Source organism: Clostridium sp. AM58-1XD (genome assembly GCF_003464085.1).
In the GTDB taxonomy this organism is placed as follows: domain Bacteria; phylum Bacillota; class Clostridia; order Lachnospirales; family Lachnospiraceae; genus Lachnoclostridium_A.
In genome coordinates, this window is sequence record NZ_QSDR01000039.1 from 1 (window position 1) to 24,125 (window position 24,125).

General features: G+C 45.1%; 22 protein-coding genes and 2 pseudogenes. 3 read left to right on the forward strand and 21 right to left on the reverse strand.

Translation table 11 applies throughout. The annotated features are described in order from the left end of the window. Window positions 1-143: 143 nt before the first annotated feature. The 6 genes from DXA13_RS18125 to DXA13_RS18135 form a co-directional block, all read right to left on the reverse strand. Window positions 144-1,469: a diguanylate cyclase gene (locus DXA13_RS18125; RefSeq protein ID WP_118246462.1), complete on the reverse strand. Its 1,326-nt coding sequence runs from the start codon at window positions 1,467-1,469 to the stop codon at window positions 144-146. Between the two features lie 184 nt (window positions 1,470-1,653). Further along, window positions 1,654-2,127, reverse strand: coding sequence for a methyl-accepting chemotaxis protein (locus DXA13_RS22100; RefSeq protein WP_347559918.1), 474 nt, complete (start codon window positions 2,125-2,127; stop codon window positions 1,654-1,656). Next, window positions 2,124-3,140 carry a methyl-accepting chemotaxis protein gene (locus DXA13_RS22105; RefSeq protein ID WP_243009210.1) on the reverse strand — a complete coding sequence of 339 codons (1,017 nt, stop codon included), beginning with the start codon at window positions 3,138-3,140 and terminating at the stop codon, window positions 2,124-2,126. Before DXA13_RS22105 ends, DXA13_RS22100 begins: the two co-directional genes overlap by 4 nt. Then, window positions 3,140-3,346 carry a hypothetical protein gene (locus DXA13_RS22110; RefSeq protein WP_147348056.1) on the reverse strand — a complete coding sequence of 69 codons (207 nt, stop codon included), beginning with the start codon at window positions 3,344-3,346 and terminating at the stop codon, window positions 3,140-3,142. The genes DXA13_RS22105 and DXA13_RS22110 overlap by 1 nt, the downstream gene beginning before the upstream one ends. Before the next feature lie 271 nt (window positions 3,347-3,617). After that, on the reverse strand, window positions 3,618-3,788 hold the full coding sequence (locus DXA13_RS22115; RefSeq protein WP_243009211.1) for a hypothetical protein: 171 nt from the start codon (window positions 3,786-3,788) through the stop codon (window positions 3,618-3,620). Beyond that, window positions 3,785-4,789 carry a GntR family transcriptional regulator gene (locus DXA13_RS18135; protein WP_347559919.1) on the reverse strand — a complete coding sequence of 335 codons (1,005 nt, stop codon included), beginning with the start codon at window positions 4,787-4,789 and terminating at the stop codon, window positions 3,785-3,787. Before DXA13_RS18135 ends, DXA13_RS22115 begins: the two co-directional genes overlap by 4 nt. A gap of 618 nt (window positions 4,790-5,407) precedes the next feature. Here DXA13_RS18135 and DXA13_RS18145 point away from each other — a divergent pair. Continuing rightward, on the forward strand, window positions 5,408-6,895 hold the full coding sequence (locus DXA13_RS18145) for a GntR family transcriptional regulator (protein ID WP_118246464.1): 1,488 nt from the start codon (window positions 5,408-5,410) through the stop codon (window positions 6,893-6,895). Window positions 6,896-7,040: 145 nt separating this feature from the next. Here DXA13_RS18145 and DXA13_RS18150 read toward each other — a convergent pair whose 3' ends face one another. From DXA13_RS18150 to DXA13_RS18180, 8 genes are all read right to left on the reverse strand, one after another. Continuing rightward, window positions 7,041-10,625, reverse strand: a complete 3,585-nt coding sequence (locus tag DXA13_RS18150; RefSeq protein WP_118246465.1) for an EAL domain-containing protein — start codon at window positions 10,623-10,625, stop codon at window positions 7,041-7,043. 345 nt (window positions 10,626-10,970) lie between these two features. Next, entirely contained in the window at window positions 10,971-13,229 is a 2,259-nt protein-coding gene (locus DXA13_RS18155) for a response regulator (RefSeq protein WP_243009212.1), read from the reverse strand. Next, window positions 13,226-13,429 (reverse strand): hypothetical protein, encoded by a 204-nt coding sequence (locus DXA13_RS22125; protein WP_243009213.1) that lies wholly within the window; start codon window positions 13,427-13,429, stop codon window positions 13,226-13,228. The genes DXA13_RS18155 and DXA13_RS22125 overlap by 4 nt, the downstream gene beginning before the upstream one ends. Window positions 13,430-13,907: 478 nt before the next feature. Beyond that, window positions 13,908-14,090, reverse strand: coding sequence for a 50S ribosomal protein L32 (gene rpmF / locus DXA13_RS18160; RefSeq protein ID WP_118246466.1), 183 nt, complete (start codon window positions 14,088-14,090; stop codon window positions 13,908-13,910). 2 nt (window positions 14,091-14,092) lie between these two features. After that, window positions 14,093-14,620: a DUF177 domain-containing protein gene (locus DXA13_RS18165; RefSeq protein WP_118246467.1), complete on the reverse strand. Its 528-nt coding sequence runs from the start codon at window positions 14,618-14,620 to the stop codon at window positions 14,093-14,095. Between the two features lie 72 nt (window positions 14,621-14,692). Next, window positions 14,693-15,889, reverse strand: coding sequence for an acetate kinase (locus tag DXA13_RS18170; protein WP_118246468.1), 1,197 nt, complete (start codon window positions 15,887-15,889; stop codon window positions 14,693-14,695). A gap of 34 nt (window positions 15,890-15,923) precedes the next feature. Further along, entirely contained in the window at window positions 15,924-16,919 is a 996-nt protein-coding gene (gene pta, locus DXA13_RS18175; RefSeq protein WP_118246477.1) for a phosphate acetyltransferase, read from the reverse strand. A 173-nt stretch (window positions 16,920-17,092) separates the two neighbouring features. Further along, window positions 17,093-17,425 carry a cyclic-di-AMP receptor gene (locus DXA13_RS18180; protein ID WP_118246469.1) on the reverse strand — a complete coding sequence of 111 codons (333 nt, stop codon included), beginning with the start codon at window positions 17,423-17,425 and terminating at the stop codon, window positions 17,093-17,095. Window positions 17,426-17,735: 310 nt separating this feature from the next. On the opposite strand from DXA13_RS18180, the gene DXA13_RS18185 reads away from it, so the two are divergent. Further along, window positions 17,736-18,806 (forward strand): nucleotidyltransferase family protein, encoded by a 1,071-nt coding sequence (locus tag DXA13_RS18185; protein ID WP_278287068.1) that lies wholly within the window; start codon window positions 17,736-17,738, stop codon window positions 18,804-18,806. A gap of 35 nt (window positions 18,807-18,841) precedes the next feature. Continuing rightward, window positions 18,842-19,030 (forward strand): annotated as a pseudogene (locus DXA13_RS22580) (hypothetical protein); the annotation flags it as partial. Between the two features lie 50 nt (window positions 19,031-19,080). On the opposite strand, the gene DXA13_RS18190 reads toward DXA13_RS22580, so the two are convergent. The 7 genes and pseudogenes from DXA13_RS18190 to coaE form a co-directional block, all read right to left on the reverse strand. Next, complete coding sequence (locus tag DXA13_RS18190; protein WP_118246470.1) at window positions 19,081-20,259, reverse strand: SAM-dependent methyltransferase; 1,179 nt, start codon at window positions 20,257-20,259, stop codon at window positions 19,081-19,083. Window positions 20,260-20,267: 8 nt separating this feature from the next. Further along, window positions 20,268-20,555 carry a histidine phosphatase family protein gene (locus DXA13_RS23300; RefSeq protein WP_347559913.1) on the reverse strand — a complete coding sequence of 96 codons (288 nt, stop codon included), beginning with the start codon at window positions 20,553-20,555 and terminating at the stop codon, window positions 20,268-20,270. Beyond that, window positions 20,503-20,907, reverse strand: a complete 405-nt coding sequence (locus DXA13_RS23305) for a histidine phosphatase family protein (RefSeq protein ID WP_347559914.1) — start codon at window positions 20,905-20,907, stop codon at window positions 20,503-20,505. Before DXA13_RS23305 ends, DXA13_RS23300 begins: the two co-directional genes overlap by 53 nt. A 10-nt stretch (window positions 20,908-20,917) precedes the next feature. After that, a complete protein-coding gene (locus DXA13_RS18200; RefSeq protein ID WP_118246471.1) occupies window positions 20,918-22,282 on the reverse strand; it encodes a PFL family protein in 1,365 nt (454 codons plus the stop codon). A gap of 54 nt (window positions 22,283-22,336) precedes the next feature. Next, window positions 22,337-22,609 (reverse strand): ACT domain-containing protein, encoded by a 273-nt coding sequence (locus DXA13_RS18205; protein WP_118246472.1) that lies wholly within the window; start codon window positions 22,607-22,609, stop codon window positions 22,337-22,339. Window positions 22,610-22,672: 63 nt separating this feature from the next. Beyond that, window positions 22,673-23,469, reverse strand: a pseudogene (locus tag DXA13_RS18210) (MBL fold metallo-hydrolase). Window positions 23,470-23,485: 16 nt separating this feature from the next. Then, window positions 23,486-24,103: a dephospho-CoA kinase gene (gene coaE, locus DXA13_RS18215; RefSeq protein WP_118246478.1), complete on the reverse strand. Its 618-nt coding sequence runs from the start codon at window positions 24,101-24,103 to the stop codon at window positions 23,486-23,488. Between the last annotated feature and the right edge of the window lie 22 nt (window positions 24,104-24,125).

Sequence of the window (24,125 nt, forward strand, 5' to 3'; positions counted from 1 at the left end):
TTTCGTCAACATAAAAACACCGCCTTCCTGATATAATGATTATACCATGAATGCGGTGACAAATGTAGAAAAGCCCGAGCGATTGCTCGGGACTTTGTCTACAGTCTGAGTGCTGCATAATGCAGCACTCTCTTTTCCTAATATCAACTATGTTTTTTCATATCGTACATACTGCGGTCAGCCTCCCTGATCAGGCTTTCCGCATCCGTCTGGTCATCCGGATAACGTGAATAGCCGCAGCTGACACTGGGGTACAAGGTAATATCTGAATATGTATAAGGTCTCGTGACATGTTCTTCGATCTTCTTCAAGAGCGCGTCATAAAATTCACGATTTTTCTTATTCGGAATTAAGACAGCAAATTCATCGCCCCCAATGCGGTATGCAAAATCACTTTTTCTAAGGCAATCTTTGATCTGGAATGCCACTTCAATCAGCAGCTTATCCCCAACATCATGCCCGTATTGATCGTTTACAGCTTTGAATCTGTTTAAATCCAGATAAATAAGACCAAATGGCTGATTTTCCTCCTGAAACTGTCTCATCTGATGTACAAAGTGGCGCGTATTATTTAAACCGGTAAGAAAATCGGTATTTGCCACTTCAACCATATTTTTATTCTGCTGCCTGATCGTTAAAATTCCTGATATTAATAAGGTCAGAAGGATATTGATTGTCAATGCAACCAAACTTTCTGCCAGCAGATTTCTTCGTGATATCCAGCCCGTTTTAGGAAGAATTCGAAAAATCCAGGTTCCATTCGGAACCGATATGCTGTCTTCGATGGCTCCCATCATATCACGTTCTGTATTGCTGGCAATGATTTGGATATCATTGCTGTCCGGCGCTGTTCTGTATATCTGATAGTCGTATCCCTGCTGTGACAAATTATCTAATTCTGCTTTGTTGAAGATTTCTGGAACATTCAGAATAGCTATACTAAAGCCCCAAAAGTTCTCTTTATTCTGATCATTCTCCATGTAAACGGGATTTCTGGCGACTAATCCCATTCCTCCCTGTGAAAGTTCATATGGTCCTGCCAGAGTCATTTTGCCCGTATCCCTGGCATATTCCGCTTCCACTCTTCTGTCCGGATCGTCAAAAAGACTTCCGAATGCCTCTTCATTTCCCTCCAGCGGATAAACATAGGTCACCACTCCGTCCGGTGCAAGCTGCAGGCTGCGGATTGCAGGATCATTCACATACAGCCGTTCCGCGATCGCATCAAAATCCGTTACTGCGCCATTGTCATTTACGACAATCATCTCCAAGATTTCCGTACTCAATAAGCGTGAATCAATCGCATATTGAAGCTTACCAATTTCACTGATCATAACATGTTCTGCCTGCTGGATATTTCGCCTCTTCTCTGTTCCTGCAAGCATTGCAATAATTGCTGCAGACAGGAGTAAAAGGAACAGGAATATCATGGCAACGATCGCCTGTTTTTTCTTTTTGTAATCTTTCATGTTTTATCCCTCTCCGGCTTTAAGAGATTATGACCAAAGAATGTATTGTTATTGCTGCGTAAGATATTAAAATAATTATATCATAACAGTACCAGCCGGACAAGGTTCCCTCTGAGAGAAACGCTCTCATAATGATATACCGTAATTATCAGTTGATCCGATCCCTTGATCCAATAATGTCTTATCAAGATTTCAGTATCTCTTTTTTCAGCTGAAACCGGCTGATCAGATTCCTCAGGATCTGCGCCTGTGCGGACAGTTCCTCACTGGCGGCGGCAGATTCCTCAGCTGTAGCAGAATTTGTCTGTATCACATGATTAATCTGGTTGACGCTATGCGTCATCTGTTCAATGGAATCTGCCTGTTCATTTGACGCCTGGGTAATCTGATCGATTGCTTCCACCACTTCTTTGGATTCTTCTACGACAGCAAGCAACTGCTGTGCTGTTTCATTTGCAATTTTTGTTCCATATTCTACGGAACGCAGCGAGGATTTAATTAACGCCGCCGTGCTTTTCGCTGCTTCGGAAGACCTGCCTGCAAGAATTCTTACCTCTTCCGCAACGACCGCAAAGCCTTTCCCCTCACTACCTGCTCTGGCCGCTTCTACGGAAGCATTCAGCGCCAGAATTTTTGTCTGAAATGCTATATCCTCTATTGTTTTATGATCTTGGCCACCTCGCCGGAAGAAACATTAATTTCTTTCATTGCCCGTATCATTTCCTGCATTCTCTGGTTGCTTCGAATCAGTTGTTCACCCGTCTCCGCTGCCATTGTATTGGCATCCTGTGCATTCTCCGCGTTCTGCTTCACCCGTTTGGATATTTCATTTACATTAGCTGCTAACTCTTCTATTGAACATGCCTGCTCTGCAGCACCCTGACTAAGCGCCTGTGCGCCGGAAGAAACCTGATCTGAATCTTCAGACACCTGATCCGCCGATTGATTAATCAATTCCATCGTTTCACTCAAATCCGTATTCATCTGGCGCAATATGGAAAGCAGCGGACGAAAATCACCAACGTAATCCTGCTCTGCCTTTGTGTGAGGATTGAAATTCCCGGAAGCAATCTCTTTAAGAATAAAAGTCAAATCCTCTATGATAGAAGAAAGGCGTTCAACGGTTGTTCTCATACTGGCAGACAGATTTCCCAGTTCATCCCTGGATCGGTAGGTAATAACCGGATTCATATCCCCGTCGGAAATCATTTTTGCGGCCTTTTCAAGTTCTGCCACAGGCTTGCGGATACTGTCTGAAATATAGATACCGAGAATAAGTGCCAGCAGGACGCTGATAATCAGTATGATAAAAACAATTAATTCTGAAATTAAAACAGCATGTTCTCCCTGTTTTACCATCCGTTCTGCATTATTTCCAGCCGTATCGGAAATTTCAATCAGCAAATTCCCCATCTGGTCCAGCCTGGGTATGTACTCTTTATCCATTATGGCAAACGCTTCCTCATCTTTGTCATCGATAATCAGCTGAAACACCTGATCCCGATAGACAATCGCTTCATTCAAAATCGCTTCGATCTGGTCGACAAGACCAATATCACCATTGAACGTGCTGCGTATAATGGGAAACGTTTCTCTCATCGCGGCTAAATTTCGTTTAGCGCTTTCTATTTTTTCCTCCTCCAATATGTCGTCCTTTGTTAAGATTGCCATCAGTAAATCAGCCGTGTCGCCTGCTGGGCACGCCGTGCGATCCAGGTATTCACGGTAACCGTATAATTATTATCATAAAAACTGGTCAAATTCGCACCTGTTGTCCTCAGCAAAAATACAGCTGCAACGCTGGCAGCCATTGATATTGCGATAATTAATGCGTAAGAAATCAACATCCTGGAACGTATTTTTAGATTTTTCATCATTTGAAGTTTCCGCTTTCTTAGATTACCTGCGTCGGAAGCAGGCACTGAAAGGTACTGACCCGCATTGCATTCATTCGAGTGCCTAACGGAAGTCGAGCCTTGTTCACAATAGTTTCTTTGTTAATTATATAGCATCAAATGTAAAAACGCAATAACCCCTCCTGCAATTCCAGGCAATCCTCGACTGTACGCTTAAGTCTTTTTCTATTGACGCAAAAATACCCGGACATAATATCCGGGTATCTGGATTTCTGAATTATTCTGTGATTTTTTATTCATCTGCAATCAGCAGCCGGATCGGAGAAGAACTCCTCAGTTCCCTTGCTTCGATTCCGTTCTGTTCCAGATATTTAAGACCATCCGGCAGATACGCCTTTATATATTCCCTGACCGTTTCTATACATTTCTCTATATTATTTTCTTTCATGTACTGGATCATCAAAACTGTAAACTCTCTTCCGGTAGAAGATGAGAAAAAAAGTGATGTGACACTTCCTCACATGTGCATAGTATCAATTCGAATGACTGGACGAGATAGGAAAGGTTGCGGCGTATAAGAAGACTGTTGAAGTCGGGCTGATTGCGTTTCTCACCATAAGCTTGTATACGGGTACCTTTTCCGTTGATGGTTTGTACTGCCCCAATCTGATTTAACATGCTGACTGCGCGGCGGGCCGTACTGACTGATACGCTGTATTTCTCTGACATCTTCTCGTAAAACGGCAGGAACTCCGTTTTTCTGTATTCTCCTAAATAAATTTCATGCAGCAGGCGGGAGGCCATATGATAGCATATCTGGGGATGACCATTATAAATTCTCCATGCGAAGGATATCTGTTCATTTTCCGGAACGATTCTGATTTGATGTTTCATGTTTGCAATTAACTTTTCAATATCGCACCTTTCATGCTGAATCAATGCCTCCCGGGCGCTTGCAAAGGAACCTTCTTTAACGAGATGAACAAGCAGTTTCAGACGCTTACGGCCAATCTCTGTATTATAGTCGAACGGACGAAATCCGGATTTGACAAAAGGATATCCCATAAACAGAGATGTTTCCCAAAAAAGGTTCATTAGCAGCGAATTTTCGTTTTTCTGCAGCGTAAAACTGAAAAACCGAATCGTATCATCTGCATTAGCCCGTTTTGCCAGCTGATCGATATAATCAATTTCCTGCTCATTCATACGCCGGAATCCCTCAATCAGGAACGGTACGTAGATCAACTCCGCAGCTTGGTAAATATCAATATAGGATGGCCATCTAAGTGAAACATAATCGAGAATTAAATCCTTGCGTTCCTGTTCTGTCTGTTTATAAATCACTTTTGTTATCCGGCCATTCTTCATATCGATATAACCATCTGCGCGCAGCCGCCGTAACGCGGCCCATATGGTATGCACAGATACGTTAAACTGGCTGCAGAAAATATCTACGGTAGGCAGACTGTCGCCATATTAATAGTATCCGAATTTAAATCTGTTTAAAAGATAATCATAGATCAAATTTGATAACTGATGCTCGTATTCCAAAAAACCATCCCTCCTTATACTCAATTATTCTATCAGCCTGCACTATAAAATTCCATGCATTCTTGAATTTTTGCATGAAATTTTATACTGACAGAAAATCGTAAAGATATAAGAATTTTGGTAAATGGAATTAGACAGCATGTCATCGTACCGTCCCATAATAACATCTGTTATCACGCCTTCCTTAACCTGTATCTCCTCATAGTCAGGCAGAGAGATGATGTCAGGCGATGCAATGTACTTACGCAAATAAATAATAGTTTTTGTGACAGCCCCGGCTGCGAAAGCAGAAGTTCCAGATAAATCAACTGTCAGATAGTTCAGTATAGCTGAATTTAAACAAGCTACATCTTTGTCTTTTCAACTACAAGCAGGATAATTATATGAACACTAAGAAATCAAGTTGAAGGCAGATGGAAGAGCTGATATAATAAAGTTAATTCAAGATGAACGGCATTTTATTGGTAAATCCCGGCATTATTCACCGCTTATCAATAAGTAAAACGCATCCATGAAAGGAGATAATATCCGGTGAGTCAAAATCAACAACTATATCAGTATTTGTATCAGACAATTACCTCTCAGTTCTATAATGGTACTTTTATCTATGGACAGGAGTTTCCCTCTCAGCACGAAATCTGCCTGCAATATAATGCGGGGATAACAACAGTCCGCAAAGTGATGAAAATACTTTCTGAAGAAGGTTTTATCCATACAGCTCAGGGACAGCCGTCTGTTGTGACTTATCGTACATCCCGGGAAAATCAAGCCGCTTTTCTGGTTCAGAGCCGTGACGAAATCGCCGACGCATATCAAGGATTGGGATTACTGATGCCAGTCCTTTATCGTGAGGGTGCAAAACGGTGTAACGCTTCAGATTTGCGTTATTTTGATAATATTATGAATAATGTATCGGAACAGATGGAACTGCAGGATCACTATCGTCTGGCCAATACCTTTTTTACAGCATTGCTCCGTCCATTAAAAAACAGGTTAATCATCGATTTGGAATTGGACAGTGAAAACTATCTTCACGTACCCTATATTCCATTTCCCAGCGTAGAAAATCCCTTTGCTACAACTGCTGCAAGAACACAGACGTGGTTCAAAAATGCAATAGATCAAATTGAAAAAAAGCAGTTTGATGACTTTTGTGACAGCGCTTCAAAATTATATTGCGCTTCCGGACAAAGGGTCGACAGTTACTTATATTCGTTGGACAAATATACTGAAGGCACTCCAAAGAAAAAAGAGGAAATCCGTTGGTTCCGGGCAAAAGTTCATTCCGAGCTATATGCACGGCTTGCGATGACTATTGTGCGCAGGATTATTACCGGAGAATTCGACAACGAGCCGTATTTGCCCTCTATTCCAAAGCTGATGGAAGAATATAAGATAACGAAAAATACAGCAAGACGGGTGGTTAACCTGCTCAATTCACTGGGAATCGCCAAGACAATCGATAAAAAAGGCAGCGTGATTACGCGGAAAGGAGATATCGCATTTAAAAGTGAACTTAATTTGGTGGAACCAGTAATACAGGAACGGTTATCACTTTTCCTGGAGGCCCTTCAAATTGTGGCTCTCACGGCGCACAACTGTGCCTCTTCGATTACTTTTATCCCAGATAACCTGGGCCGTTCTATGGAAAACAGACTGCGCACAGCATCGGATAACCGAATGTGCCCATTGTCTTTTCAGCTGCTTATAAACGCTTTCATCCAGCTTTTGCCGTACCATTCACTAAAAAACATTTTTCGGCAGTTAGACGATCTTCTGATATGGGGACACTATATGCAGGCAATTGACAAGTCGTTTTATCCGGATTACAGTGAATTGGCTCTCGCAATGGACGCTGTTGTCACGGCATTAAAAGGCCAGCGCAGTGACGTATTGCCGGATGCGTTTAGTAATGCGTTTTCGTTGGTCTATAAAAATGTTTGCATGGTATTCTCAAAACACCCTATTAATCCCACTTTTAATATGTGGAATTGTAGTCCTGCCGAAGAGGTGATCTGAGGCGGCGATGAGTTAAGTTGATGAATCAGTAGCGGGCAGAATCCGACAGGAATATTTGTTGTTCTACCAGTAATGGGTAAAATCCCAAATGGCACTATGCCCTTTGCAGACCGCATAGCGCCATTTGTATCCGGTGAGAAATTCTTCACTCTTTTCGATATCTGTTGAAATACTCATTTATTGGCATTGGCTTTGCAAAAAGATAGCCCTGTCCTTCATCACAGCCCATATTACGCAGCAAATCGAGTTGTTCCTGTGTTTCAATGCCTTCGCACAATACACTATATCCTAATTCATGCACAATACCAATCATACGCTCAAGGAGTGTACAGCCCGCCTTTGTCCTGATAGAATTGAGCATAAACGCCCGGTCAATTTTAATAACATTTGCAGACATATTAACCAGCATATTCATTACGCTGTAACCGCTGCCAAAATCATCCACCGATGTGAAAAATCCCAAATTCTGAAGTTCCTTCATTACATATGCCGCCGTATTAAAATTTTGGAAATACCCCGTCTCCGTCAATTCAAATTCCAGCAGCTTGTAATCCACATGATAGCGGTTGACGATTCTTTTTATGGAATCGACCACGCCGTCCCGCATAATATCCATGACGGATAAATTGATACTGATTCTGACCATGTCTTTCCATCCCACGCTTTCCCATTGGGCTAAATTCTTACATACAGTCTCCAGAACATAGAGATCAAGGCTGGTGATGAAACCGTTATTTTCAAAAATAGGAATAAACTCATCCGGATAGAAACAAACAGTTCCATTGTTCATCCAACGGCTTAATGCTTCTGCACCACAGAGTTTTCCCGTCTTAAGGTCAATCTTAGGCTGTATCCATACCTGGAAATCTCCGTTCTCCAGCGATGATTCCATCCTGGCAAGAATTTTACTCTGAAGGCTCTTTTGTCTGACAAATGCCTCATTATAAACTGCGATTTCATTACTGACAGTTTGTCCTATGGACTGCCGGGTAATGTTGGCATAGTCAATCGCAGTATCAATGTTCGTACAGTTTTCTTCCACAAAGTAGATGCCCATGCGCAGAACAACTTTAATATCCTCACTCTGAACTTTTTGAGACATCGTAAATTGTTCAATATTCCGGCGCACCTTTTCGATCACATAATTCGAGTCCTGGTCATAAGTAAGCATTGTCAGAAAGTGGTCTGCTGTCACCCTTGTGTGCATGCCTTGCATATTCATCAAATTGGCAGCAAAATTTTTTAGTATTTTATCACCTGACTTGTAACCTAAAACCTCGTTAATGTACTTGAAATTCTGGAAATCAGTTGAAACAACCGCAAATTTTCCCGGCCTTTGGTCAATCAGGTTCTGTCCGTTCTGGCGGAATTTTTCATAGCTTGCTAAACCGGTTAGATTATCCGTTTCTTTAATCTCAACAGTCTTCGGGTTTTCAGTAATGTTTTTGAAAGCAAAAATACAGACGGCTTCCCCTGACAGATCCCCCAGCCAGATATCCACCTCCACCTCCCTGCCTTTCTTGTCACTATCCTTATCCACAAAGAAAGTCATGGAAATGAACCGGTGTCCTTTTTCCAAATTGTCTAATAGATTTTTTCTGCTGGTAAAGTTATGGTATTTGATTTTATTTATTTCATCCATATACTGTTCCGCATAGTTCACATTAATACAGGTAAAGTTGCCTGACGAACCAACCAACGTATAGAACTTATTCTCTGATCTGAGTGTTATATAAAAATCCGCTATTATATTAACAAAATATACGTTACTGTATTTTTGAAGCAGCAGTTCAAAGGCATTCATCAGAATACTGCATGAATTCAAAGCATTTTCCGGGCTCACCAGAGGATTTTTCCCGTCGGAAAATTCTGCCATCATACTGGAATACGCCGCCTCGGCATTTCGCTGGAGATAATCCTCATGTTCTTTATGTAAACCAATATTTGTGCTGTGCATATACAGGCATTTAATACGTCCATTTTTCTGTACCAGCATCAGGGTTGCATCCACTGGTATGCTGCAGGCTTTCCCTTCTTTGTTTTTTCCATCCAACTGACCATAACAGCTCAAAATGCTGACTCCCCTGACAATGCGCTTACGGAAAAACTGCATATCACGTAACTTCTGCCCCTCATTCCCTTCCTGCTGCTTTTTCAGGAATGCGATTGCCTCCCTGCCTCGGAAGACCTTTTGATATTCTTCTTCAAACAAAATAAAATCATTGTCCAGCATCGTTCTCAGCTGTTCCTCATTCCAATGCTCAACAATTAAATGCAGTAACTTCGTCGCTTCCAATACCACATCCGAATCTTTAAACAATAACGTGGTGTAGGTATCCAGCATATCAGAAGTTTCAGAGAAGGACCGGACCTTCCGCCGCCTTTTTTTATAATACTGTTTTTTGGACTCATACATCTCTGATTCAGCCTTGTTTACAATTTCTTCTACATAAACGGCATCACGGGACCAGCAGGCACCCACAGCGGCTTTATCCCTCTGTCCAGCCTCGTTCTCACGTAAGCTGTCCCGTAGCTTTGCCGCCTCCTGAAGAAACACATTTTCCTCAACGTGATTGGACAGAACAACAAATTCATCGCCGCCAATACGGTACACACACTTTGCCGGGAAAAACTGTATGATTTTCTGCGCAATATAGATAAGCAGCTTATCTCCTGCTTCATGGCCGATCGTATCATTTATTTCCTTCAGACCATTCGCATCCACAAAAACAGCTCCCATTCCAACGTTTTCCTCATTCTGTTTATCAAGTTGTATCTGGGCATTCAGCATTTCCACTTCGTAAAGATATGCATTCTGATTTCTTGAACCTGTCAATTCATCCATATAAGTTTTTTTGCGAAGCTTTTCATTGGTTCGCATACGGATTAATACTGCCTGTATAAAATATGCCAGGATCTGAAGAATCTCAATGATATTACTGCCATTTTCATATGGAGGGTTATCAATTCCCATATAACCAATCAGCTGATTCTGTTCAAACAGCGGTACCGTTATCAAGGAATGTATGCCTTGAGGCTTAAGGCGCTCATACTCGGCAGGCTCTATTTCGGCATGCTCTTCCAAGTTGCTGATAATGTATGGTCTTCTCTGCTCAAAAGCCTCAATCCAATGATGGCAGACCTCCTGCGGAATGCCCTGCAGATGCTCCTTTTGTGCTTTTATTGCAGGCGCGCACCATTCATAAATATTATCCATCAGCCGGTCATGTATTTCAAAAATATAGGTACGGTCCCCCTTCAGCTTTTTACCAAGAATCTCCAGCGCCCTCCCAATTGCCTGTCCGTCATCCCGTGTATCCTGCAAGGCGCGGGCGCACTCCATGGCAATCTGTTCATTTTCGAACAGAATCTTGATTTGACGTTCCTGCGACAGAAACTTAGAAATATCCATGGCAATTTCCATTCGTACGTCCCTGCCCTCATAAGTAATCAGCTTATCCTTCAACAGATACTGATGCTGGGTGATCGGGTTCTGAGTCTGCCATTCATAGAATTCATCCTTGTTCAGCTTGCTGTTGGTACAGAAAGAGCAAGGGGAATCGAGCCCCTGCAGCACATCATAGCATTTCCGGCCTGAGATTTCCTGCCTGCTTTTGAGGCCAAATTGCTTTAGTCCGCAAGTATTCATGTACAGAAGCTCATAGGTATCGATATCCGACATATATATAAGCTCATTCATTCCATCCAGTTCCTCAATAAATTCAGCCATGTCGTGCTTCCCTTCTTTGGTTTGATATTATTGTAAGGCTTTGCTAATTGTCCGTTCATACCCGCGGCCTTTGTGTTTTCTATAGCCTCATCAAAGGCATCTGCGGTCATCTCCAGTATAGGAACCGTCTTTGCGTCCTTTCTTAAAAGCGATCGGATGGCGCAGCCTCCTCATACCCGTCACAATAACCATCGTCGTATAGGACACACGGTAACCATTAGATAATTTCCTCAGTAAACACCGCCTGCAGCTTGACCCGGAACCCCTCCATCCGGATATATCATAGGAAGATAAATTTACCCAGATACAGGTAAAATGCGCCTTTCTTATCGCTTTTATGGTCTTTCAGTGGTTCACGCCGGATTTTCCGGCGGTCTCTGCAGAGGGATTATTGTTTAAGTATTTTCCTATTTCCCTCCACAAGATTGATTTGTCCAAAGGTTTTGCCATATGTCCATCCATTCCGGCGTCTTTCGCAGCCTGGATATCCTCCGCAAATGCATCTGCCGTCATAGCAAGGATCGGAACGGTCTTCGCTCCGTCATGGTCCAGGATACGGATGGCTTTTGTGGCCTCATACCCGTTCATCACCGGCATCTGGACATCCATTAAAATCAAGTCGTAGAAACCGCCCGGGGATTGCCTGAACATTTCCACTCCTTCGGCTCCGTCACAGGCAGTATCCACTTCAGCACCCATATCGCCCAGGAGTTCCCTGGCTACCTCCTGATTGAATGCGTTGTCTTCTATGAGCAGGAAACGCCTGCCCGCAAATCCGGCTCCGTTATCTGCCCCCTGCGCTTCCCAGTCCGCCTGTCCCCCAAGCACATATCGCTGCAGCCCATGAATCAGGGTGGAGACGAATATCGGCTTCTGCAAAAAGCCTGTGACGCCAGCTTTTTGGGCTTCCTTTTCAACATCGCTCCAGTCGTAGGCCGAGATAATCAGAACCGGAAGGCGGCTGCCGCACAGTTCCCGAATCCGACGGGTCGTTTCAAATCCGTCCAGATCCGGCATTTTCCAGTCAAGAAGCACCGCGTCATACATTTCCCCACTCTGCTTTGCTGTCTTTATCATTTCCACAGTCTGGACACCGCTGTCAACCCAATCTGTTTGGATTCCCAGTTTTCCAAGCATCTCAGCCATATACTCGCACATGACAGCGTCATCGTCTGTGACAATGATTTTCAACCCGGAAAATTCCCCTTTTACAAACTGCCGCTCTTCTATCTTCAGAGGAAGTTCCACTCTGAAGCAGGTTCCCTTTCCCAATTCGCTGCTGACCTCGATTGTTCCGCCCATCATATCCACAAATCTTTTTGTGATCGCCATGCCAAGACCGGTTCCTTCCGTCTTATCCACGCGGCTGTCCCTTTCCCTGCTGAATGCCGTGAAAATATGGGACAGGTATTCCGGCTTCATACCGATTCCCGTGTCAGTTATTGTAAAGCGAAAGCGGGCTATTCCATCCAAGGCCTGCATCTCACACACCTCCATGGAAACTGTTCCGTTTACTGGGGTAAACTTATATGCGTTGGATAAAATGTTAATGAAAATCTGCCTCATACGCAGGGCATCACTAGAAAACTGTTCATGAACCACTGACCGCAGACGAATGGAAAAATTCTGCTCCTTCTCACCGAACTGAGGCTGCATAATGGCTACCACATTCTCCAGCACCTCCGGCAAGGACATGGAATCTTCCCTGAGAACCATCTCTCCACTTTCAATTTTAGACATATCCAGCACATCGTTAATAAGCCCCAGCAGATGCTGTCCCGACAGGCCAATCTTCTTTAAACAGTCCTTTACTTTTGCTGGGTCGTCCAGATGGGCATCCGCAATATCCTTCATGCCGAGCACCGCGTTCAAAGGCGTGCGGATATCATGGCTCATCCTGGAAAGGAAATCTGATTTCGCACGGTTCGCCTCCTCTGCTGTCTTCAGGGCAGAACGCATCTGCTCCGCCTGCGCCTCTAATTTCTGCTGCATCCGACGAAGCTCCGTTTCATTGGTGATATCGATGTAAATGGCCAGGTACACCGGATCGCCTTCCTGTTGCCCGATACAGGATGCATTAATCTGCAGCCATGCATCATTGCCACACCGGTCCTTCATCTGCACAGTAAAATGAACCGGATTGCCCTTGGCAATTGCACTTTTATGTTCCTGAAACACCTGCATGTTTCGTAATATATTTTCACGAAAAAGTGCATTATCCATGCCGTCCATACTGTCTTTCCCAAAGAAGGCAAAAAAGCGATCATTTGCCTCCAGCAGCGTAAAGTCCAGATTCCGGCTGACTCTGAATTTGGACACAAACCCCGGCAGGCTGTCGTAGGTCACCGACTGCTCCAGCCTCATATCCATCACATCGGTAATATCCGTCATGACCGAATAGCTGACCTGGTAGCCATCCACATATTCATCCGTTAGATATGCATTCAGCCGCACCCATATATAATCATGGTGGTTTCCATTATGTTTCCGCCGCATCCGCGTAATCAGATTATAGGACTTTTCCCCTGATTCCAGTGTTTCCATTACCTTGGCGCTCAGCTGCATCCACAGCTTTTCATCATGGATGTCCAGATCGTCATTCATATAGTAACAGGCCGGTTATTATGGTACAGGGCCTCGTACTCCGCCCTGGGATATCCAATCAGTTCATAATAGTAGTCATTGCACCATACCAGGGTATAATACTCGTCCAATATATGCTTGCTGACGCTGACATGCAGCAGATTCATCAGCGTATCATATTCATAGCCTGTCCGTTTGAGCGTATCATTTAATAGTTCCATATTTTTTTCCTCCTCAGTGACCAAACAGGGAGAGCGCCATTTTTTAATCTGCTTCCGCGCGTTAATAATAATCCAGGGTGGTCATGGCTTTGTATCTTCTTTGTAATTATACATCTTTCCTACTTTGACTACAAGTAGTTTTAGCAGGCGCTGAAAGGAAAAGCAAATTGTAATACGTCAACGGAACCAGGCGTTCAGGATATACCACTTAACACGAGTTGTCAGTTGGAGTTGTTTACCTTATATTTTCTCCATATCCGATTTTCCTTTCTAATTTTTAATTCCTCACACAAATATTAATGAGATCCAATATAATTGTAAAATAAAATCGTAGAAAATCGGGAAAATTAATTCAATTGCAGAAAAGCATTTATACCCCATTATTTTCGGAAAACAAGGTAAACAAAAAACAAGGTTCCCAGCATTGAATGCCAGAAGCCTTGTTTTTACTAGCTTTTTCTCATGTTTTCGAAATTTTTTAGTCCTCTACAGATACGATCTCGCGCTTGTTGTAAGAGCCGCAAGCTTTACATACTCTATGAGGCATCATTAAAGCGCCACACTTGCTGCACTTTACTAAATTCGGAGCACTCATTTTCCAGTTTGCTCTGCGTTTGTCCCTTCTTGCTTTGGAAGATTTATTCTTTGGACAGATAGACATGGTCACACCTCCTTAAACTGTTTAAAAATATCCTGGATAACTGACATCCTTGGGTCCAGCGAGCCACGATCGCAGCTGCAGCTCTCAAAGTTGAGATTAGCCCCACATCTATTGCAAATCCCCTTGCAATTTTCATTACACAGGACTTTCATAGGCAAATTCAGCAAAAGCTCATTGCGAACCAGCTGGTCTACATCCAGATAATAACCACTTACATATGGCTGTTCATCGAGTTCCTCCGCCCGTTCCTCTTCTGTCTGGTTCATATCCAGCGAAGCCTCTATATCAAGAGAGAAATCAATCTTAACAGGCGTCAAACAGCGGCTGCACGGAATCAATAATGAAAGCTTAACCGTTCCGTTCAACTCCAGCTTTCTGTCGCCAAGATGCCTGATTGTAAGGACAACCGGCTCTTTCTCCACAATCTCATATACACCATCTGGTGCCTGAAACTGCTTCATCTCAATATCCTGGGTATAGGTTTTCTCTTTTCCCTCACGGGTAAACAGCTCTGATAAGTTAATCTGCATATTCATCTCCTAATACGCACTTATGCTATTATACATATGTGTCCTGAATTTGTCAACAAATTTTTCATATAATTAGATCTGAACCAAAGCAAGCGTCTGCCTTGCAATAGCCAGTTCTTCATTCGTCGGAACAGCTGCTACAACCACTTTGGAGTCAGGTGTGGAAATAATTCTCTCCTTACCTCTCATATCGTTTGCTGCATCGTCAATCTTAATTCCCAGGTATCCTAAGTAGTCGCAGACTGCCTTTCTGATTTCCTTGTCGTTCTCTCCTACGCCAGCCGTAAATGCGATAATATCAACGCCGTTCATTGCTGTAATATAAGATCCAACGTATTTTGCAATACGGTATACAAAGGACTGAATTGCAACGTCCGCTCTGTGATTGCCCTCGTGCTGAGCTGCCTGAACATCGCGGAAATCGCTGGAAATGCCGGAAATTCCGAGAATACCGGACTGCTTATTCAGAATATCCATTACAGCGTCTACGTTTCTGCCTTCTTTATGGCAGATGTACTGGATGATTGTCGGATCAATGCTTCCGCTTCGTGTTCCCATAATAGATCCCTGAAGCGGTGTCAGACCCATGGAAGTATCGATACATTTTCCTCCGATGGATGCGGATACACTGGCGCCGTTGCCAAGATGGCAGACAACCACCTTTGCAGTCTTATAATTTAATCCTGCAAATCTGACAGCCTCTTTAGATACGTAGCTGTGGCTGATTCCGTGGAATCCGTATCTTCTGATTCCGTATTTCTCATAATATTCATATGGAAGGGCATAGATAAATGCCTTCTCGTCCATGCTCTGTCCAAACGCCGTATCGAATACAGCAACGTTAGGAATGCCCGGCATAGCTGCTTCACACGCATCGATCCCCATCATATTTGCAGGGTTGTGAAGCGGGCTTAAATCGAAGCAGTCACGGATTACTTTCTTTACTGTCGGAGTGATCAGAGTAGCGCTGCTGTAAGCCTGTCCGCCGTGAACAACACGGTGGCCCACTGCTGAAATCTCATCTACACTACCGATTACGCCGTGAACGGGATCTACTAAAGTGTCCATAACCAGCTTAATCGCTGCCTCATGGTCAGGAAGCTCTGTTACGACTTCATACGTATCCTTCCCCTCCGGCTTATGCGTGAGCTTGGAACCATCGATACCGATTCGCTCACAGAGGCCTTTTGCCAGCACTTCTTCATTGTCCATATCAAGAAGCTGATATTTAAGGGAGGAACTTCCGCAGTTCAACACTAAAATTTTCATACCTTTTCTCCTTATCTTAAACCACTGATTTCTTCTACATGTTCTGGCACTGTACTGCCGTAATTGCCACTACACCCACGATATCTTCTGCCGAGCAGCCTCTGGATAAGTCATTAACCGGCTTTGCAATACCCTGGCATAAAGGACCGTAAGCTTCTGCCTTGCCGAGTCTCTGAACCAGTTTATAGCCGATATTTCCTGCATCCAGATCTGGGAAGATCAATACGTTTGCATGTCCTGCGACCTTGCTGTCCGGTGCTTTGGAGGCGCCGATCTCCGGAACAATCGCTGCATCCAGCTGCAACTCTCCATCCAGTGCAATATCCGGATATTCTTCCTTCGCAATCCTTGTTGCCTCTACAACCTTAGTTACATCGTCATGTTTCGCACTGCCCTTTGTGGAGTGGGAAAGCATGGCAACTTTCGGCTCCGCGCCGACCAGCATACGGAAACTTTCTGCTGAAGAAGCTGCAATTGCTGCCAGCTCTTCCGGATTCGGATTCTGGTTTAAACCGCTGTCGCCGAATACAAATGTTCCGTTTTCACCCATATCGCAATTTGGTACTTCCATTAAAAAGAATGCAGACACCAGCTTTGTGCCCGGTTTTGTCTTAATAATCTGCAAACACGGTCTTAACGTATTCGCTGTGGAATGGCATGCGCCGGATACAAGTCCGTCTGCGTCTCCGCTCTTAATCATCAGACAGCCATAATACGCATAGTCATTCAGAATAGTCTCTCTTGCTTTCTCCGGTGTCATTCCTTTGGACTTTCTCAATTCTACAAATAAATCAACGTATTCCTGTGTCTTTTCATAAGTATAAGGATTAATGACAGTAGCCCCTGAAATATCCAGCCCCTTACTGTTTTCTGCTACCTCTTCCGGCGTACCGATAATAACCAGATTTGCAAGTCCCTCCTTCAGAATCTGAGCTGCCGCCTCAAATGTTCTTCTATCCATAGACTCCGGAAGTACGATTGTTTTTTTCGATGCCCTTGCCTTTGCTTTAATTGCATCAATAAATGCCATGATATAATCCCCTTTCTTTTTTTCGCTCATTTTACATTCATTTCTATTATATAACAGGGAATTTTTGAGAACAAGCAGGTTCTGTCAATTTTCTTGCACTTCTTTCAATACAGCTCGTTAAAATAAAATCACAGGTTTTTGTCTAATAAGTTGTATTTTTACCGCTTTTTTTATCAGATTTTTTCATATCTTTCCACATCTACCACGAAAATAGTGGCGCCGCCCACCTCGACAGTCATCGGCATTGTGGAATAATTCACCATCGCCGCTCCTGACATGTAGGGCATATTCACCGTAATTTTCTGGCTCTTCCCACATTCCTGCTTGATCAGGTCAATTACCTGCTGTACCTTTTCGTTCTCCGTACCGATTAACAGTGTGGTATTTCCCTTTCTCAGGAAGCCTCCTGTTGTTGATAATTTCGTAACAGAGAATTTTTCTGCTGTCAGGGCATCCATTACTTCATCTTCGTTATCCTTTCTTACAATTGCATATACTAATTTCATAACGATACCTCCTGATTCCTCCGGAATTTATACAGCCGGATAAAGTTGATTTTATAAAAGTATGCCATATCCGCAGAGCAGATATGGTGCCTCCGGCGGAACTTAGCGCACGGCTTTCTGCGGCTAGCGCAGAAACCGTTCATGCGCTGGTATAATGACCGCCTGCGGTCATTATACCACAATTTTCCTATTCTATACCATTAATTTTTCGTAAACCTCTCTGTGGGGTCTTTCATGGGCCGGTAGGAAATGGTATACTAACGGCAAAACGGTTATCTGAATTTTTGAAATTTAAAATAAAGGGGTTCTTATGAAAATTACCGGTATCATAGCAGAATACAATCCATTTCATCTCGGCCATCAGTTTCATATGGAAAAGGCCCGTGAGCAGACAGGGGCCGACTATCTCGTCATCGTGCTCAGCGGCGACTTCGTCCAGCGGGGCGCGCCGGCCGTATTTGATAAATACTCCAGAACAAAGATGGCCCTTCTCTGCGGAGCCGACCTCGTCCTGGAAATGCCCTCCGTCTTCGCAACCGGAAGCGCTGAAGATTTCGCGGCCTGCGGAGTCGCTCTCCTGGACCGGCTGGGGACTGTGGACAGCCTTTTTTTCGGAAGCGAATGCGGGACTGTCCGTCCGCTGTCCGACGCGGCCTCCATTCTCCTGAATGAGCCGCCCGAATTTTCCGGCACCTTAAAAGAACTGCTTCGTCATGGCCATTCGTTTCCGTCTGCACGCGGACGCGCTCTTTCCGCCGCCATGAAACGGGAAGCGGATCCGACCATGAATGACTGTAAAAACGAAGCAGATTTTTCTTCTCCCAACAATATTCTTGGAATCGAATACTGCAAAGCGATCTTAAAGCAGAACAGCGCAGTAAAGCCCTGTACCCTGCTCCGGCTGGGGGACTATCACGGGCCGAACCTGGAAAACAGTGTTCCGACCGAACATTCCGGAATCCGTTTCAGTTCTGCTTCTGCTATAAGAAAGTCGTTAAAAGAACAGGAAAACAGAGCCCGCTCATTTTCCGCCTCCGATCTGACTGCCCATATTCCGAACTGCCTCCGCAGTTTTTACGAGACTTGCAGCCCTGTATTTTCAGGCGATTTTTCCTGTATGCTCAACTATGCGCTACTTCAGGCCTTTCAAAACGGCATACGTCTGGAATCCTTTGAAGGTTTTTCAGGAGAACTGGCTTCCCGTATGGAAAAATATGCATATTCAGGCGGCTCATGGGAAGAACGGATCATGCAGCTGAAAACGAGAAACTATACGTATACAAGAATCAGCCGCGCCCTTCTTCATCTTCTTCTGGGGATCACTGCCGATCTGACACAGGCCATGCGTACCGAGGCTATGCTCCATATGCCCGTGTCCTAGGCTTCAGAAAGAGCGCTTCCCCACTTCTTTCTGCCGTCAAAAAGAATTCATCGATCCCTCTCATAACAAAAACAGCTGACGCAGAAAACTGCCTCAGCTGTAACGATTTATCTTATTTGAAACGGGATTTTTATGCTTCACATATATATCAGACCGTTTTGTCCGGAAAATACGGAACACCTGCCAAAAATGAGTATACGCAGCAAATCTGCATACTGCCGTAAACCAGCCGCCATACGGCAAATCCGTGAAATCAGCCGGCCTGTTGAGCCTGTTACAGATTTTCTTCATCCAGAAGGCGTTTCAGAGTCGGCTTTACATGAAGAAACGCCATCAGCTCCTCCAGCTCCTTAACGTTGTCTTTTTTCCCTCCCTGCTTTACGGCACGGATCAGAATATTCTTAGGAGTATGTTCCATATCGATGAATTCCAGGATCTGCGTCCGGTAGCCTGCGTGTTCCAGCAGCTGCGCCCTGACCGCATCCGTGCACAGGGCAGCCATCCGCTCCTTGATCAGGCCGTACCGAAGCACCGGCTCCAGCAGCCCGTTTTCAATCTGCCCATTCAGCTCATGCTGACAGCACGGTACGGACAGGATTACATCCGCCCCCCACTTCACCGCCTTGGCAAGGGCATAATCCGTGGCCGTATCGCATGCATGAAGCGTGACCACCATGTCCACATGATCGACTCCGTCATAGGAAGCGATATCCCCCGTATAAAACTGCAGCTGCTCAAAGCCGTACTGCCTGCTGAGTATATTGCAGCGCTCGATTACGTCTTTTTTCAGATCCAGTCCGATCACACGGATAGGATATCCTTTTAAGTCCTTCAGATAGTAATACATAGCGAAGGTCAGGTATGATTTTCCACAGCCGAAATCGATAATTGTCGTTTCCTTTTCCTTATTCAGTCTTGGAAGGATGTCCTCAATAAATTCCAGGAAACGGTTGATCTGACGGAACTTATCATAGCGGCTGCGTACGATCGTTCCATCTGCCGTCATAACTCCCAGGTCGACGAGAAACGGCACCGGAATTCCCTCCTCCAGTACATACCTCTTTTTTCTGTTATGGGACAGGACTGCAGACGGCCCGCCGCTCATTTTGGCGGGAGCCGTTCTCTTCACCTTCATGGTAACTGTCCCTTTCTTACCGACCAGCAGGCGCGCCTCTCCCGCCTGTGCCTTCAGCTCCATCTGGCGGAAATTCCCGTCCATCGACGATATGATATATGTTTTTGCTTCCTCTTTTGGAAGATTCTTATGAAATGCCTGTTTTCCGCAAAATTCTTCTGCCTGGAAAATAAGTTCTCCCCGCAGCAGAAGCGGGCGTATTTTTACCTTGGACATCCCGTCTTTTCTGACCGGGTTGCTGAGAATTACATCATACAGCCCGCTGTCCAGAAACTCTTCCAAAACTGCTTTTAGTTTATCCTTCTCTGTCTGTTCCATATCTTCCCTTATTCTTTATCTTCCTTCCAGTTTTCTCTCAGAAGTTCCGGAAATTTTTCCAGATGGGCATAGTCATTGAACCGTTCCAGGCGAAATCTGTCATGAACGTTGTCATAGGAAAGCTCCGTTATGCTGCTGTTTTCCAGATCGCTTCCCAAAAGCCGCCATTCGGCCAGCTTCATACCCAGAATCCAGGCTGTTATGCTTCGTATGACGCCGCCGTGAGTCACTACTGCCGCTTTGTCATGGCCGCACCTTTTCAGTTCCTCCAGAAATGGCAGGACACGGCGCACCACATCTGCTGCGCACTCTCCTCCCGGATAGCAGATCCGTTTTCATTAAAGCCTGCTCCGCTTGAAAATCTTTGAATTTTTCGGCAATTTCTTCATCGCCCAGACCTTCCATATGGCCGAAAGAAATCTCCCGCAGTTCCGGCCGTATCGCACGCTCCGCATTCCAGTAAATATTTGCCGTTTCCGCCGTCTCTTCCGCTCGAATCAGGCCGCTGGAATATACGATTCCAATCCCCTTTCCTGCCAGGCGCTCTCCGACGAGAGCTGCCTGACGGAAACCGGCCGGATCAAGGCCGACGTTCACATTGCACAGCCTGCTTTCCTGACGGCCGTGGCGGATCATATATATTCTCATTGCCCTCTCCCTAATTTTTAAAGCTGTGAATCGGAGCCGGAATTCTGCCGCCTCTCGTTACGAACTTCTCACAGGAATACGTATTTACCGGCATAACAGGCGCATAGCCCAGCAGACCGCCGAATTCTACCGTATCGCCCACGTCTTTTCCAACGACAGGGATCAGACGGACAGCCGTCGTCTTCTGGTTGATCATTCCGATCGCCGCTTCATCTGCAATAATACCTGCAATCGTGGTGGCAGGCGTGCTCCCTGGGATCGCAATCATATCAAGTCCTACGGAGCAGACGCATGTCATTGCTTCCAGCTTCTCGATAGTAAGCGCTCCGAGGGTCACCGCGTCGATCATTCCCTGATCCTCACTAACAGGGATGAACGCTCCGCTCAATCCACCTACATAAGAGGACGCCATTACTCCGCCTTTTTTTACCTGGTCGTTCAGCATGGCGAGTGCAGCCGTCGTCCCCGGCGCTCCGACCCGCTCCAGTCCGATCTCTTCCAATATTTCCGCAACGCTGTCGCCTACGGCCGGAGTCGGCGCCAGAGAAAGATCTATAATACCAAATGGAATTCCCAGCCTTCTGGACGCTTCCTGGGCAACCAGCTGGCCTACACGCGTGATTTTAAATGCAGTCTTTTTAATTGTCTCACAAAGGACTTCAAAGTTCTGTCCCCTCGCCTTCTCCAGAGCCACCTTTACAACGCCAGGACCGCTGACGCCTACATTGATAATTGCATCCGCCTCGGTTACGCCATGGAACGCGCCTGCCATAAAGGGATTGTCATCCGGCGCATTACAGAATACCACCAGCTTCGCACATCCCAAAGAGTCATTTTCTTTCGTCGCCTCTGCCGTCTCAAGCACGATTTTTCCCATCAGCTCCACTGCATCCATATTGAGACCTGTCTTTGTCGATCCTACATTAATAGAACTGCACACTCGTTCCGTGCACGCCAGGGCCTTCGGTATGGAACGGATCAGATTTTCGTCCGCCGTCGTCATCCCCTTGCTCACAAGTGCAGAATATCCCCCGATAAAATTCACGCCGACTTCTTTAGCCGCCCTGTCCAGAGTCTTTGCAAGTGTCACAAAATCATCCGGCGTCTTGCATGCCGCACCGCCTACAAGAGCAATCGGAGTAACTGAAATACGCTTATTTACAATCGGGATCCCAAAATCCCTCTCGATTTCCTGGCCTGTCGAAACAAGGTTTTCAGCCATAGTGGTAATCTTTTTATAAACCTTTTCATTGACTGCATCCAGATCGGAATCACAGCAGTCCAGAAGGCTGATCCCCATGGTAATGGTACGCACGTCAAGTTTCTCATGCTCAATCATGTTGTTCGTTTCAATTACTTCAAACATATTTAACATAGCAGTTCCATCCTCTTTTCTAGTAGTAATTTTGTACCGGCATTCTGCAGCTTTTTAGATTCTGTGCATACTGGTGAAAATCTCTTCCTTCTGGCATTTGATCGTTACGCCGATCTCTTCTCCTGCCTTCTCCAAGTCATCTGCCATGCTTCCGAAGTCTTTTACAGCCTTCGTGGTATCCACGATCATCATCATGTTGAAGTATTCCTGAACGATTGTCTGAGAAATATCCAGGATATTCACGTGATTTTCTGCAAGATACGTACATACCTTTGCAATAATTCCTACCGTGTCTTTTCCTACTACCGTGATAATCGCCTTGTTCATCTTTCTTCCTCCGTTTTTATGAATTTTATCAGTTCCATACTGTTTATGTATTCCCAGCAGATCCTACAGCGTAATAATCTCTGACATTTCGTCCCTTTTTGCAACGGTGATGGCGAAGTCGGTGCCACTGTAGGGATTATCTCCCTGGGTAATTTCCAGTTTTACGGTTTCATATGCAAGCTCTGCATAATTATTCTCTTTGCTCAGATGTCCCAGAATAATCTTTTTCAAATTATCATGAACGATACAGTTCAGCAGGCGGCCTGCCGTCTCGTTTGACAGATGGCCGTGCTCCCCCAGAATCCTGCGTTTCAGATAATAGGGATAGGGGCCGGTTTCCAGCATCTTTACATCGTGGTTGGATTCCAGAAGAATCGCGTCCAGATTCTGAAGATGCTCAATGATATATTCGTCAAAATGGCCCATGTCGGTAGCAACTGCTACGGATTTCCCTCCGCTTTTGATTCTGTATCCCACCGGATTGGCCGCATCGTGATCGATCCGGAATGGAAGAATCTCCATATCTCCGATGGCGAAATCCACGTCTGGACGGATGGGCTGGTAAAGCTCTGCCGGATATTTCCCAAGGCTTGCCATGGAAGCGATCTCTTCCAGTGTTTCCCTCGTTCCGTAAATAGGATCCCGTGTTTGCGGGCCAGGACTCCCAGCCCTTTTACATGGTCCGAATGCTCGTGGGTAATAACAATTCCGGATATTTCCTTTCCTGTCAAACCAATTTCATTCAGCCCCTGCTCAATTCTCTTATTGCTGATCCCTGCATCGATCAGAATGTGGGTCTCGTCTGTTCCTGCGTAAATGCAGTTTCCGCTGCTTCCGCTGGCAATGCTCACAAATCTCATATTTTTCCAGTCCTTGTCATCCTATATATTTCATTGTTTTTAAAATACTGTGTATCTGTTCTTCCGCCTCTTCTACCGTGCCGTTGTTGTCGATTTCCCTCTGGCAAACGGCCCGGTACTGCGCGTCGCTCCACTGGCTTTCCATGATCGCTCTGCATTTTTCCCTGCTGTAGCCGCGGCTCTCCATGAGGCGGGCGGTGCGGTTCTCTCTTGATGTATAAACATACCACATTTCATCACAAATGTCATGCACTTTTTCTTCCACAACGGGTGCTTCTATTACTACGAGACGGCTGTCTGCCTCAGCCGCCTGTCCGCATATGGCCTCCCATGCCATAGGATGGATAATTCCGTTTACCGTCTCCCTGGCCCCTGGATCGTGAAAGATCAGTTCTGCCAGAGACGGCCTGTCCACGGTTCCGTCTTCATTTAAAAAGTCATCTCCCAGCGCTTCCACTACCTTTTTCAGCCCCAAAGCCCCAGGCTCCATCAGCCTGTGGGCTACTTCGTCCGCAAGAATCACTTCCGCGTTATAATCATTTTTAAGGATATCCAGAATCCGGCTTTTTCCCGAGCCTACCCCTCCGGTGATCCCAATAATCCACTTCTTCCCTGTCTCTCTGCTCTCCTCCATGGTCTGGTTCTCCTTTCGTCCA

What these genes read in the sequence shown, in the direction of transcription:
- DXA13_RS18125 (WP_118246462.1), bottom strand. Translation starts at nt 1,469, where the DNA reads ATGAAAGATTACAAAAAGAAAAAACAGGCGATCGTTGCCATGATATTC.
- DXA13_RS22105 (WP_243009210.1), bottom strand. Translation starts at nt 3,140, where the DNA reads ATGGCAATCTTAACAAAGGACGACATATTGGAGGAGGAAAAAATAGAA.
- DXA13_RS22110 (WP_147348056.1), bottom strand. Translation starts at nt 3,346, where the DNA reads ATGATGAAAAATCTAAAAATACGTTCCAGGATGTTGATTTCTTACGCA.
- DXA13_RS18150 (WP_118246465.1), bottom strand. Translation starts at nt 10,625, where the DNA reads ATGGCTGAATTTATTGAGGAACTGGATGGAATGAATGAGCTTATATAT.
- DXA13_RS18155 (WP_243009212.1), bottom strand. Translation starts at nt 13,229, where the DNA reads ATGAATGACGATCTGGACATCCATGATGAAAAGCTGTGGATGCAGCTG.
- DXA13_RS22125 (WP_243009213.1), bottom strand. Translation starts at nt 13,429, where the DNA reads ATGGAACTATTAAATGATACGCTCAAACGGACAGGCTATGAATATGAT.
- rpmF (WP_118246466.1), bottom strand. Translation starts at nt 14,090, where the DNA reads ATGTCTATCTGTCCAAAGAATAAATCTTCCAAAGCAAGAAGGGACAAA.
- DXA13_RS18165 (WP_118246467.1), bottom strand. Translation starts at nt 14,620, where the DNA reads ATGCAGATTAACTTATCAGAGCTGTTTACCCGTGAGGGAAAAGAGAAA.
- DXA13_RS18170 (WP_118246468.1), bottom strand. Translation starts at nt 15,889, where the DNA reads ATGAAAATTTTAGTGTTGAACTGCGGAAGTTCCTCCCTTAAATATCAG.
- pta (WP_118246477.1), bottom strand. Translation starts at nt 16,919, where the DNA reads ATGGCATTTATTGATGCAATTAAAGCAAAGGCAAGGGCATCGAAAAAA.
- DXA13_RS18180 (WP_118246469.1), bottom strand. Translation starts at nt 17,425, where the DNA reads ATGAAATTAGTATATGCAATTGTAAGAAAGGATAACGAAGATGAAGTA.
- DXA13_RS18185 (WP_278287068.1), top strand. Translation starts at nt 17,736, where the DNA reads ATGAAAATTACCGGTATCATAGCAGAATACAATCCATTTCATCTCGGC.
- DXA13_RS18190 (WP_118246470.1), bottom strand. Translation starts at nt 20,259, where the DNA reads ATGGAACAGACAGAGAAGGATAAACTAAAAGCAGTTTTGGAAGAGTTT.
- DXA13_RS23305 (WP_347559914.1), bottom strand. Translation starts at nt 20,907, where the DNA reads ATGAGAATATATATGATCCGCCACGGCCGTCAGGAAAGCAGGCTGTGC.
- DXA13_RS18200 (WP_118246471.1), bottom strand. Translation starts at nt 22,282, where the DNA reads ATGTTAAATATGTTTGAAGTAATTGAAACGAACAACATGATTGAGCAT.
- DXA13_RS18205 (WP_118246472.1), bottom strand. Translation starts at nt 22,609, where the DNA reads ATGAACAAGGCGATTATCACGGTAGTAGGAAAAGACACGGTAGGAATT.
- coaE (WP_118246478.1), bottom strand. Translation starts at nt 24,103, where the DNA reads ATGGAGGAGAGCAGAGAGACAGGGAAGAAGTGGATTATTGGGATCACC.